A 13,101-nucleotide genomic window follows, 5' to 3' on the forward strand; every position below is an offset into this window, starting at 1 on the left:
GCGGGAGCGTGAAGATGCAGTGGTTATCCAAAATGATCGCCTGTGTTGTGCAGGTGATGTTCGTGTCGGCAGGAGCCCACGCAATGGCGAGCAGTCTGGTTTTACCCACGCCCGCGCAGTTGGCGGGGCACTGGGAATTGAAACAGCAGGATCAGGTGTGCAACCTGGAATTACTGGAGCAGGCCAACGCCCTGGGCGGCGATGTGGCGTGTGTGGCGCAGTGGCTGGGCGACCAGCCCTTGAGTTGGTCACCCACCCCGGATGGAATCTGGCTGATGAACGCCGAAGGCAGCGGTATTACCCACTTGAATCGCCAACACGAAGGCGAGTACGAGGGCCGCACTCGATCCGGCGGTGTTGTGGTATTGCAACGAAAACCTTAGTTGCCGTTATAAACATATAACTTGATTGATTAGTTGACCGGCCCTGATCAAGGGTTGCGCCAACTAGTGCGCGTAGTTTGCTTCAAGGAAGATAAGAAGATATGGCCAGGCCCCCTACCGTTGCACCCTTGTTCAAGGCGCTGGGTGAATACAAAAGCATCTTGATCAGTATCGGTTGTTTCACCGCCTTGATTAACCTGTTGATGCTGGTGCCATCGATTTACATGCTGCAAGTCTACGACCGTGTGCTGTCCTCCCAGAATGAAACCACCCTGGTGATGTTGACGCTGATGGTGGTCGGCTTCTTTGCGTTTATTGGCCTGCTCGAAGTCATTCGCAGTTTTATCGTGATCCGCATCGGCAGTCATCTGGAGCGGCGCTTTAACTTGCGCGTCTACAAGGCCGCCTTTGAGCGCAACCTGCACAGCGGCCAGGGCCATGCCGGGCAATCCCTGGGGGATCTGACCCATCTCCGCCAATTCATCACCGGGCCTGCATTGTTCGCGTTTTTCGATGCGCCGTGGTTTCCCATCTACCTGTTCGTGATTTTCCTGTTCAACGTGTGGCTGGGGGTGCTGGCCACGGCCGGCGCGGTGCTGCTGATCGGCCTGGCCTGCCTCAACGAATACCTGACCAAAAAGCCGCTGGGCGAGGCCAGTGGCTACTCCCAGCAGTCGACCCAACTGGCCACCAGCCACTTGCACAATGCCGAGACCATCCAGGCCATGGGCATGCTCGGTGCGTTGCGCACCCGCTGGTTTGCCGTGCATTCGCAGTTTCTCGGCCTGCAGAACCAGGCCAGCGACACCGGTTCGGTGATCACCTCTTTGAGCAAATCCCTGCGCCTGTGCCTGCAATCGCTGGTGCTGGGCCTGGGCGCGCTGCTGGTGATCAAGGGCGACATGACCGCCGGGATGATGATCGCCGGTTCCATCCTGATGGGCCGTGTGCTCAGCCCCATCGACCAGTTGATCGCGGTGTGGAAGCAATGGAGCTCGGCCAAGCTCGCCTATCAGCGCCTGGATGAGCTGCTGCGCGCCTTCCCGCCGGGGGGCGAGCAGATGGCCTTGCCGGCGCCCCACGGCCAGGTGAGTTTCGAAGACGTCAGCGCCGGCCCGCCGGGGCTGCGCCTGGCGACGCTGCACCATGTCAGCTTCAACCTCGGTGCCGGTGAAGTGCTGGGCGTGCTTGGCGCCTCGGGTTCCGGCAAGTCCACCCTGGCGCGGGTGCTGGTGGGCGTGTGGCCGACCCTGGCCGGCACGGTGCGTCTGGATGGCGCGGACATTCACCGCTGGGACCGTGACGACCTCGGCCCGCACATCGGCTACCTGCCTCAGGACATCGAGCTGTTCAGCGGCAGCATCGCCGACAACATCGCGCGTTTTCGCCAAGCCGACCCGGCGTGGGTGGTGAAGGCGGCGCAACAGGCCGGCGTGCATGAGCTGATCCTGCGCCTGCCCCAGGGCTACGACACATTGCTGGGCGATAACGGCGGTGGCCTGTCCGGCGGCCAGAAACAGCGGGTCGCCCTGGCGCGCGCGCTGTACGGCGGGCCGCGGCTGATCGTGCTGGATGAGCCCAACTCCAACCTCGACACCGTCGGTGAAGCGGCGCTCGCCAGCGCCATCGTGCAAATGAAGGCCCAGGGCAGCAGCGTGATTCTGGTGACGCACCGTTCTTCTGTTTTGGCCCAGGCCGACAAGCTGCTGGTGCTCAACGAAGGACGCCTGCAGGCATTCGGGCCGAGCCAGGACGTGCTGCGCGCGTTGTCCGGCCAGCAGGAAGCGCCGAAGGAAAAACCCGGCGTCAGTTTCAGCCGCCAGTATCAAGCCGGAAGGAATCCAGGCGCATGAGCAGTATGACGTTTGAACAACGCGACGCCCGCTTCTTCACTCGCATGGGCTGGCTGCTCACCGTGGTCGGTGCCGGCGGTTTCTTCCTCTGGGCGAGCCTGGCGCCACTCGATCAGGGCATTCCGGTGCAGGGCACCGTGGTGGTGTCCGGCAAGCGTAAGGCGGTACAAAGCGTCAGCCCCGGTGTGGTCAGCCGGATCCTGGTGCGCGAAGGTGAGACGGTCAAACAGGGCCAGCCGCTGTTTCGGCTCGACCAGACCCGCAACCAGGCCGACGTGCAGTCGCTGCAGGCCCAGTACCGCATGGCCTGGGCCAGCGTGGCACGCTGGCAGAGCGAGCGCGACAATCAAGCGGCGGTCACCTTTCCCGCTGATCTGAGCGCCGACCCAGACCCGGCGCTGGCCCTGGTGCTGGAAGGCCAGCGCCAATTGTTCAGCAGCCGCCGCGAAGCGTTTGCCCGTGAGCAGGCCGGCATTCGCGCCAATATCGAGGGTGCCAGTGCGCAGTTGAACGGCATGCGCCGCGCCCGCACCGACCTGACCGCCCAGGCCCAGTCCCTGCGCGACCAACTGGCCAACCTGCAACCGCTTGCCGACAACGGCTACATCCCGCGCAACCGGCTGATGGACTACCAGCGCCAGCTGTCCCAGGTGCAACAGGACCTGGCGCAGAACAGCGGCGAAAGCGGCCGGGTGGCGCAGGGCATCCTCGAATCCAGGCTCAAACTGCAGCAGCACAGCGAGGAATACCAGAAGGAGGTGCGCAGCCAACTGGCCGATGCGCAATTGCGCAGCCTCACCCTGGAACAGCAACTGACCTCCGCCGGTTTCGACCTGCAACACAGCGAGATCAACGCGCCGGCCGATGGCATCGCGGTCAACCTCGGCGTGCACACCGAAGGCGCCGTGGTGCGGGCCGGCGAAACCCTGCTGGAAATCGTGCCCCAGGGCACGCGTCTGGAAGTGGAAGGGCACTTGCCGGTGCACCTGGTGGACAAGGTCGGCACCCACCTGCCGGTGGATATTCTGTTCACCGCCTTCAACCAGAGCCGCACCCCGCGCGTACCGGGGGAGGTGAGCCTGATTTCCGCCGACCAGATGCTCGATGAAAAGACCGGCGCGCCGTATTACGTGCTGCGCACCACCGTCAGCGAGGCTGCGCTGGAAAAACTCCACGGCCTGGTGATCAAGCCCGGCATGCCCGCCGAGATGTTCGTGCGCACCGGCGAGCGTTCGTTGCTCAACTACCTGTTCAAGCCGCTGCTGGATCGCGCCGGCTCCGCGTTGACCGAGGAATGAGCATGAAGCCCGTATGCCTCGCCTTGCTGTTGAGCTGCGCCAGTGCCCAGGCCGCGATGGGCCCGTTCGATGTGTACGAGCAGGCGCTGCGTAACGATCCGGTATTCCTCGGCGCGATCAAGGAGCGCGACGCCGGCCTGGAAAACCGCACCATTGGCCGCGCCGGCCTGCTGCCACGGCTGTCCTACACCTACAACAAGGGCCGCAACAACTCCGAAGCCCATCTGCCGGACGGCCGTGGCGGCAGTTATCGCGACGACCGCAACTACAACAGTTACGGCTCCACCTTCAGCCTGCAACAGCCGCTGTTCGACTACGAAGCCTATGCCAACTACCGCAAGGGCGTGGCCCAGGCGCTGTTTGCCGACGAGAGCTTTCGCGAAAAGAGCCAGGCACTGTTGGTGCGCGTACTGAGCTATTACACCCAGGCGCTGTTTGCCCAGGACCAGATCGACATCGCCCGTGCCAAGAAAAAAGCCTTCGAGCAGCAGTTCCAGCAGAACCAGCACCTGTTCCAGCAGGGCGAGGGCACCCGCACCGATATTCTTGAAGCCGAATCCCGTTACGAACTGGCCACCGCCGAAGAGATCCAGGCGCTGGACGAACAGGACGCGTCCCTGCGCGAGCTGGGCGCGCTGATTGGCGTGCAGAGCGTCAACATCGATGATCTGGCGCCGTTGAACCAGCGTTTCGGCGCCTTCACCCTCACGCCCGCCAACTACGACACCTGGCACGCACTGGCCCTGAGCAACAACCCCACGCTCGCGTCCCAGCGCCAGTCCCTGGAAGTGGCGCGCTACGAGGTGGAGCGCAACCGCGCCGGGCATCTGCCCAAGGTCACCGCGTATGCCAGCTCGCGCCAGCAGGAGTCCGACAGCGGCAACACCTACAACCAGCGCTACGACACCAACACCATCGGCGTCGAAATCAGCGTGCCGCTGTATGCCGGCGGCGGCGTATCGGCCTCAACCCGCCAGGCCAGCCGTGCCATGGAGCAGGCCGAATACGAGCTGGAAGGCAAGACCCGCGAAACTCTGATCGAACTGCGTCGCCAGTTCAGTGCGTGTTTGTCGGGGGTGAGCAAGCTGCGCGCCTATCAAAAGGCCCTGGCGTCGGCCGAGGCGCTGGTGGTCTCGACCAAACACAGCATCCTCGGCGGCGAGCGGGTCAACCTCGATGCGCTCAACGCCGAGCAGCAGCTCTACAGCACCCGCCGCGACCTGGCCCAGGCGCGTTACGACTACCTGATGGCCTGGACCAAATTGCATTACTACGCGGGCAATCTGCGCGACACCGACCTTGCGAAAGTGGATGAGGCCTTCGGCCCTGTGAACCAACGCCCATAACAACACCCACAGGATGGTTCTGATGATCACCGATTCGTCGCGTTTCAAACCCTTTACCGCAGGCTCCTTGCTGCTGTTGTCCGTGGCGGCGCAGGCGCAATACACCGAGACCGGCCAGCCGGGCAATCCCGCCAGTTGGCGCTCCGCCGAGTTCCAGAGTGACTGGGGCCTGGGCCGCATGAAGGCCGATGAAGCCTACGCCGCCGGCATCAATGGCAGCGGGGTGAAGATCGGCGCGCTGGATTCGGGCTTCGATGCCGGTCATCCAGAGGCTTCCACCGATCGTTTTCACGCGGTCACCGCCACGGGCACTTACCTGGACGGCAGCGCCTTCAGCACCACCGGCGCGCTCAACCCCAACAACGATTCCCATGGCACCCACGTCACCGGCACTATGGGCGCCGCCCGTGATGGCGTCGGCATGCACGGCGTGGCCTACAACGCGCAGGTCTATGTGGGCAACACCAACGCCAACGACAGCTTTCTGTTCGGCCCCACGCCCGACCCCAGGTACTTCAAGGCCGTGTACAGCGCCCTGGTGGACGCCGGCGTGCGCGCCATCAACAACAGCTGGGGCAGCCAGCCCAAGGACGTCAGCTACCAGACCCTCGGCGACCTGCACGCCGCCTACGCCCAGCACTACAACCGTGGCACCTGGCTGGACGCGGCGGCGGATGTGGCCAAAGCCGGGGTAATCAACGTGTTCAGCGCCGGCAACAGCGGCTACGCGAATGCCAGCGTGCGGGCCGCGCTGCCGTACTTCCAGCCGGAACTGGAAGGGCACTGGCTGGCGGTCTCGGGCCTGGATATCGCTAATAACCAGAAGTACAACACATGCGGAGTCGCCAAGTACTGGTGTATTTCCACCCCCGGTGCACTGATCAACAGCACCGTCCCCGGTGGCGGTTACGGGGTGAAATCCGGCACCTCGATGTCGGCGCCCCATGCCACCGGCGCGCTCGCGCTGGTGATGCAGCGCTACCCCTACATGAGCAACGAGCAGGCCCTGCAGGTGCTGCTGACCACCGCCACCCAACTCGACGGTTCGCTCACCCAGGCGCCCAACACCACGGTGGGTTGGGGGGTGCCCGACCTGGGCCGGGCGATGCACGGGCCGGGGCAGTTGCTCGGGGCGATGAACGTGACCCTCGCGGCCGGGCAGGGCGATGTGTGGAGCAATGGTATTTCCGACCAGGCGCTGATCCAGCGCCAGGCCGAGGACCGCGCCGAACAGGCCGCCTGGCAGCAAACCCTGCTCGATAAGGGCTGGCAAAACGGCGTCGGCGCGAACGCCAGCCAGCAGGACCAGACCGATTACGCGGTGGGCACGGCACGTGACCAGGCCGCCGCGCGGCGGGTGTATGAAGGCAGCCTGATCAAGTCCGGCGCGGGCACGCTGGTACTCAGCGGCGACAGCACCTATCGCGGCGCAACCACCGTTAACGGCGGGCTGCTGGCGGTCAATGGCTCGCTCACCTCGGCGGTCACCGTCAACGACAGCGGCACCCTCGGCGGCTCCGGGCGTATCGCCGCGCTGTCGGTGAACAGCGGCGGGCGCGTGGCGCCGGGCAATTCCGTGGGCACCTTGCAGGTGGCGGGCGACGTCAACCTGGCGGCGGGCTCCACCTATGCAGTGGAACTGACACCCAGCAGCAGCGACCGCATCGTCGCCGGCGGCCGGGCGATCCTTGGCGGTGGCAACGTGACCCTGGCCCTGGAAAACAGCCCAACCCTGCTCAGCGCGGCGCAGGCACACAGCCTGATTGGCCGCCAATACACCATCCTGCAAGCGGCCGGCGGGATTCAGGGGCAGTTTGGCCAGGTGCTGCCCGACTATCTGTTCCTCGGCGGGCGTCTCGATTACGCCGCCACGGGCGTGCAACTGAACGTGGCGCGCAATGACGCCACCTTCGCCAGCGTCGCCGCCAACCGCAACCAGCGCGCCGTGGCCACGGCCGCCGAGCAGCTCGGCGCGGGCAACCCGGTGTATGAAAGCGTGCTGCGTTCCGACTCCCTGGCAGGCGCGCAACAAGGCTTGCAGCAGTTGTCCGGCGAGATCTACCCGGCAGTGGGCGCCATGCTGATCAACGACAGCCGCCAGGTGCGCGATGCCGTGGGTGAGCGCTTGCGCCATGTGCCGATTGCCGGCGAGCGCAACCTGTGGCTCAAGGCCCTGGGCGCCTGGGGCAAGAGCGACAACCGCAGCGAAACCGCAGGCGCCACCACCTCCCTCGGCGGCCTGCTGTTGGGCGTGGACGGCGCGCTGGATGAGCAGACCCGCGTCGGCGTGGTGGCCGGCTACAGCGACAGCTCGCTGAACATGCGGGGCGGCAGCCATGCCTCGGCCTCGGTCGACAGCTACCACGTGGGTGCCTATGCCGGGCGCGAGCTGGGCAACTGGCGGCTGAGCCTCGGCGGTGCCTACAGCTGGCACCGCGGCGATGTGAAGCGCGACCTGCAATACGGCGACGTCAGCGGCAAGCAGAAGGCCAGCCTGGACGCGCGCAGTGCGCAACTGTTCAGCGAAGCGGCGTATCGCCTGCAGCTGCAACCGCTGGCACTGGAACCGTTCGCCAACCTGGCCTACGTGCATCTGGACAGCGATTCGTTCCACGAAAAAGGCGACGCAGCCGCGCTGGAACGCGGCAGTGATCGACGTGACGCCGTGCTGGGCACCCTCGGGCTGCGCGCGCTGAAAACCCTCGCGCTCAACGATCACCAGCAGCTCGCGCTGTCCGGGGCGCTGGGCTGGCAACACAGCCTGACCGCCGTCGAATCCGAAGAACATCTGGCGTTTGTGGCCGGTGGCCCGTCGTTTGCCGTGCGCAGCGCGCCGTTGCTGCGCGATGCGGCGCTGCTGGGCGTGCAGGCCAGCCTCGCGCTGAGCCAGGCGACGCGGGTCAATCTCGATTACAACGGGCAGTTGGGTGGCAGGGCAAAAACCCAGGGCGTAGGCCTGAGCCTGAACTGGCAGTTCTAAGGTGGGAGGGAGCAAGCCCCTCCCACAGGGATCTCTATATCCGTAATAAAAAACTAAGGAAGGTCACCGTGAACACACGCAAGTCAGGGTTAACAACCGCCATCGACAAGGCTTTGCGCCACCCGCGCAGCGCGCCCTGTGGCGCATTGCTGTGCTGCCTGGCCAGCCTGGGCACCGCCCACGCGGCCCCCTATGTGGAAACCGGCAAGCTGGGCGATGCCGCCAGTTGGCGCAGCGCTGAGTTCAACGCCGAATGGGGCCTGGGCGCCGTGCATGCCGACACCGCGTACGCCGCCGGCTACACCGGCAAGGGCGTAAAACTGGGCATCTTCGACCAGCCGGTGTACGCCGCGCACCCGGAGTTCGCCAGCCCCGGCAAAGTGGTGACGATTGTCACCGAGGGCATCCGCCAGTACACCGACCCCTATATTCCGGTAAAGGCCGGCGATGCGTTTCGCTATGACGGCACGCCGTCCCTGGGTTCCAACGGCAAGCTGGGCAACCACGGCACCCACGTCGGCGGGATCGCCGCAGGCAACCGCGATGGCGGGCCGATGCACGGCGTGGCCTACGGTGCGCAGATCATCAGCGCCGAGAACGGCGACCCCGGCCCCGAAGATGGCATCATCCTCGGCAACGATGGCGCGGTGTACAAGGCCGGTTGGGACGCCCTGGTGGCCAGCGGCGCGCGCATCATCAACAACAGTTGGGGCATCGGCATCGGTGACCCATATGCCAAGGGCGGCCGCGATCCGGCGTTTCCCAATTTCACCGTGAATGAAGCACAGGCCCAATTCAATAACATCCGCCCGATCCTCGGCACCCTTGCCGGCGGCGCCTACCAGGGCGCAATCGACGCCGCGCGCAGCGGCGTGCTGACCATCTTCGCCGCTGGCAACGACTACAACCGCAACAACCCGGATGCAATTTCGGGCCTGGCGTACTTCGTCCCGGAGATTGCGCCCAACTGGCTGTCGGTGGCCGCCTTGCAGCAGAACCCGGACACCGCGAGCGCCACGCCCTATGTGATCAGCACCTTTTCCTCGCGCTGCGGGTATGCGGCGAGTTTCTGCGTGTCGGCCCCCGGTACGAAGATCTTCAGCTCGGTCATCAACGGCACCAACCTGGACAACCTCACCACCGACTACGCCAACTTCAACGGCACCTCCATGGCCGCGCCCCATGTGGCGGGAAGTGCGGCGGTGTTGATGGAGCGTTTCCCGTACATGAGCGGCGACCAGATCTCCACGCTGCTCAAGACCACCGCCACCGACCTCGGCGCGCCGGGCATCGATTCGCTGTACGGCTGGGGCATGATCAACCTGGGCAAGGCCATCAACGGGCCGGGGATGCTGGTGACTGCCGAGGATATTCCGGCCGAGTTCCGCATCGACGGTGCCTACGGCAGCGGCCAGTTCGTCGCCGACCTGCCGGGCATCGGCGCGGTGGTGGATGCCGGCAAACCGACGCAGCGGGTGTGCACCGATGTGCATTGCGGGCTGGACGTGTGGAGCAATGACATTGCCGGGCATGGCGGCCTGACCAAGCTGGGCATCGGCACCCTGGTGCTGAGCGGCACCAACACCTACAGCGGCCCGACCCTGGTCAATCAGGGCCGGCTGGCAATCAACGGCTCGCTGACCTCGGACGTCACCGTCAGCCAGAGCGGCGTGGTCGGCGGCTCCGGGCGCATCGGTTCACTGTTGGCCAAAAGCGGCGGCACCGTGGCGCCGGGCAACTCCATCGGCACGCTGAACGTGGCCGGGGATGTGACGTTCGACGCAGGTTCCACCTACGCCGTGGAACTGTCGCCCACCCGCAGCGACCGCATCGTGGCCGGCGGCACCGCCACGCTCAACGGCGGCACCGTGACCCTGGCCCTGGAAAACAGCCCGACGTTGCTCAGCACGGCGCAGGCGCAAAGCCTGATCGGGCGCCAGTACAACATCCTGCAAGCGGCCGGCGGCATCAACGGCAGTTTTGCGGCGGTGCTGCCCGACTACGTGTTCATCGGCGGCAACCTGAACTACGCCGCCAACGGCGTGCAACTGGATGTGGCGCGCAACGCCAACAGCTTTGCCAGCGTGGGCGTCACCGATAACCAGCGCGCCGTGGCCGCAGCCGCCGAGCAGTTGGGCGCGGGCAATGCGGTGTACGAAAGCCTGCTGCTGGCGCCCACAGCCGCGTCGGCCCGCAGCGCGTTCCAGCAACTGTCGGGGGAAATCTATCCGGCGCTGGAGACCGCGCTGGTCAACGACAGCCGCTACGTGCGCGAGGCCGTGGGCGAGCGCTTGCGCAATGGTGAAATGGGTGCCTCCAGCGACACCGTCGACAGCCGCGGCAACGTCTGGATCAAGGCCCTCGGCGCCTGGGGCAAGACCGACAGCCGCAGCGACACGGCGGGCTACACCACGTCGATTGGCGGCATGCTCGCCGGGGTTGACGGGGCATTGGATGAGTCCACCCGTATCGGCCTGGTGGCGGGCTACAGCGACACTTCACTGAACATGGGCAGCGACACCCATTCGCGCGCGTCGGTCGACAGCTACCACTTCGGTGCCTATGCCGGGCATGAGATCGGTGCCTGGCGCCTGAGCGGCGGGGCGACCTACAGCTGGCACCGCGCCGACGTGAAGCGCGACCTGCAATACGGCGACGTCGCCGGCAAGCAGAAAGCCAAGGTCGATGCCCGCAGCACGCAAGTGTTCACCGAGGCAGCCTACCGCGTAAATCTGCCGGCGCTGGCGCTGGAACCCTTCGCCAACCTGGCCTACGTGCACCTGGACAGCGATGGTTTTACCGAGAAGGGCGATGCCGCCGCGTTGAAAAGCCGTGACGACACCCGCGACCTGGTGCTGAGCACCCTGGGCCTGCGTGCGTTGAAGACCTTCAATGTGAATGACCACCAGCAACTGGAGCTGTCCGGCACCCTGGGCTGGCAGCACAACCTGGGCAGCACCGATTCCGAGCAGCACCTGGCGTTTGCGTCGGGCGGCCCGTCGTTTGCGGTGCAGAGTGCGCCGATGGTGCGTGATGCGGCACTGGTTGGCGCGCGGGTGAGCCTGGCGTTGAGCAAGGATGCGCGGGTGAACTTCGACTACAACGGCCTGTTGGCCAGCAAGGAGAAGGTCCACGGGGTGGGGTTGAGCCTCGACTGGGCGTTCTGACGCATGAAGCGTTCCCGCGCGCGACGCGGGAACGATCGATTGGCTTTCTCGACAACATCAACAAAAGAGAGGCACGAGCGATGGGTATCTTTGACTATAAAAACCTCGGCACCGAGGGCTCCAAAGCATTGTTCGCCGATGCCATGGCGATCACGCTGTACACGTATCACAACCTGGACAACGGCTTTGCCGTGGGCTATCAGCACAATGGGCTGGGCCTCGGCTTGCCCGCCACGCTGGTGGGCGCCTTGCTTGGCAGCACTGATTCCCAGGGGGTGATTCCGGGTATCCCGTGGAATCCGGACTCGGAAAAAGCGGCGCTGGACGCGGTGCAAAAAGCCGGCTGGACGCCGATCAGCGCCGCCGCCCTGGGCTACGCCGGCAAGGTCGACGCCCGGGGCACGTTCTTTGGCGAAAAGGCCGGCTACACCACGGCGCAGGTCGAGGTGCTGGGCAAGTACGACGATGCCGGCAAATTGCTGGAAATCGGCATCGGTTTTCGCGGCACCTCCGGCCCACGGGAAAACCTGATCAGCGACTCCATCGGCGACCTGATCAGCGACCTGCTGGCCGCGCTGGGCCCCAGGGATTATGCAAAAAACTACGCGGGCGAAGCCTTTGGCGGCTTGCTCAAGAACGTCGCTGACTATGCCGGCGCCCACGGCCTGAGCGGTAACGACGTGCTGGTCAGCGGGCACAGCCTGGGCGGGCTGGCGGTCAACAGTATGGCCGACCTGAGTGGCAATAAATGGTCAGGTTTCTACAAGGACGCCCACTACGTGGCCTACGCTTCGCCGACCCAGAGCGCCGGCGACAAGGTGCTCAATATCGGCTTTGAGAACGACCCGGTGTTCCGTGCGCTGGACGGTTCATCGGTCAACTTCGCGTCCCTGGGCGTGCACGATAAGCCCCATGAGTCGACCACCGACAATATCGTCAACTTCAATGACCACTACGCCTCGACGCTGTGGAATGTGCTGCCGTTTTCCATCGCCAACCTGCCCACCTGGTTCGCTCATTTGCCCAGCGGTTATGGCGACGGCATGACACGCATCCTGGAGTCCGGCTTCTACGAGCAGATGACGCGCGACGCCACGGTGATCGTCGCCAACCTGTCGGACCCGGCGCGGGCCAACACCTGGGTGCAGGACCTCAACCGCAATGCCGAGCCGCACAAGGGCAACACGTTCATCCTTGGCAGCGACGGCAATGACCTTATCCAGGGCGGCACGGGCGCCGACTTTATCGAGGGGGGCAAAGGCAACGACACCCTCCGCGACCACAGCGGGCACAACACCTTTCTGTTCAGCGGGCAGTTCGGCCATGACCGGGTGATCGGCTATCAGCCTACCGACACGCTGGTGTTCAGCGGCGTGCAGGGCAGCACGGATTACCGCGATCACGCCAGAGTGGTTGGCGCGGATACGGTGCTCAGCTTTGGTGGGGATTCGGTGACGCTGGTGGGGGTGGCGAGTTTGTCGGGGGAGGGAATAGTCATCAGCTAAGGACTGAATGCGTTCGAAACGGTGTGAGGGGCTTTGAACGCACTGCTTGAAACAATGAAGACCAAAGGTGGGAGGGGGCTTGCTCCCGATAGCGGCGGGTCAGCAACAGATGGGCTGACTGATACACCGCTATCGGGAGCAAGCCCCCTCCCACAGGATCGCTTAGACGCTAGTCTTCCTTGCGCACCGTGGCCACGTCATCGGCCTTGATGCGGATGCGCTTGCCGGCAATATCGGTGAACTCATAGAAGCCGTCGGCCGTCTTGGCGTTGGGGGCGTCCTTGGTCAGGTATTGCGTGCCGTTTTGCAGCGTGACGACCGTTTGCGTGGCGCAACCGGCCAGCAGCAGAAAAGTGAGTGCAACCAGCGGCAGACCCAAATTCTTCATGTTCATAACCCTTACCTTCACTCTGAAAAGTCCCGCAGCTGCTGGCTGCGGGCCATAAATGGTACGCCATCGATTCCCCTATCTGATCACTTTTATACAAAAAGTTGCGTGCGCCATTTATCTATTACCGATTGCAACAAGACCTGGGCAACGGCACTCTGTATGCATAACCAGTATTTGA

General features: G+C 64.6%; 8 protein-coding genes. 7 read left to right on the top strand and 1 reads right to left on the bottom strand.

The window, feature by feature from the left end:
• The first annotated feature begins 14 nt into the window (after positions 1 to 14).
• From ACXX81_RS09565 to ACXX81_RS09595, 7 genes are all read left to right on the top strand, one after another.
• A complete protein-coding gene (locus ACXX81_RS09565; protein WP_209982192.1) occupies positions 15 to 383 on the top strand; it encodes a protease inhibitor Inh/omp19 family protein in 369 nt (122 codons plus the stop codon).
• Between the two features lie 101 nt (positions 384 to 484).
• Positions 485 to 2,236 (top strand): type I secretion system permease/ATPase, encoded by a 1,752-nt coding sequence (locus ACXX81_RS09570; protein WP_231421343.1) that lies wholly within the window; start codon positions 485 to 487, stop codon positions 2,234 to 2,236.
• On the top strand, positions 2,233 to 3,534 hold the full coding sequence (locus ACXX81_RS09575) for an HlyD family type I secretion periplasmic adaptor subunit (RefSeq protein WP_209982187.1): 1,302 nt from the start codon (positions 2,233 to 2,235) through the stop codon (positions 3,532 to 3,534). The genes ACXX81_RS09570 and ACXX81_RS09575 overlap by 4 nt, the downstream gene beginning before the upstream one ends.
• 2 nt (positions 3,535 to 3,536) lie before the next feature.
• Positions 3,537 to 4,880, top strand: coding sequence for a TolC family outer membrane protein (locus ACXX81_RS09580; protein ID WP_209982185.1), 1,344 nt, complete (start codon positions 3,537 to 3,539; stop codon positions 4,878 to 4,880).
• 22 nt (positions 4,881 to 4,902) lie between these two features.
• Positions 4,903 to 7,860 (top strand): autotransporter serine peptidase EprS, encoded by a 2,958-nt coding sequence (gene eprS, locus ACXX81_RS09585; RefSeq protein ID WP_458571569.1) that lies wholly within the window; start codon positions 4,903 to 4,905, stop codon positions 7,858 to 7,860.
• Positions 7,861 to 7,928: 68 nt separating this feature from the next.
• On the top strand, positions 7,929 to 11,027 hold the full coding sequence (locus tag ACXX81_RS09590; protein ID WP_458571570.1) for an autotransporter domain-containing protein: 3,099 nt from the start codon (positions 7,929 to 7,931) through the stop codon (positions 11,025 to 11,027).
• A gap of 80 nt (positions 11,028 to 11,107) precedes the next feature.
• On the top strand, positions 11,108 to 12,532 hold the full coding sequence (locus ACXX81_RS09595) for a polyurethane esterase (protein WP_458571571.1): 1,425 nt from the start codon (positions 11,108 to 11,110) through the stop codon (positions 12,530 to 12,532).
• 169 nt (positions 12,533 to 12,701) lie between these two features.
• Here ACXX81_RS09595 and ACXX81_RS09600 read toward each other — a convergent pair whose 3' ends face one another.
• The gene (locus ACXX81_RS09600) at positions 12,702 to 12,926 is read right to left on the bottom strand and encodes a YgdI/YgdR family lipoprotein (RefSeq protein WP_057008775.1); all 225 of its coding nucleotides are present in this window, start codon (positions 12,924 to 12,926) and stop codon (positions 12,702 to 12,704) included.
• Positions 12,927 to 13,101: the final 175 nt, after the last annotated feature.

The sequence above is a fragment of the Pseudomonas sp. GNP013 genome (genome assembly GCF_054343995.1).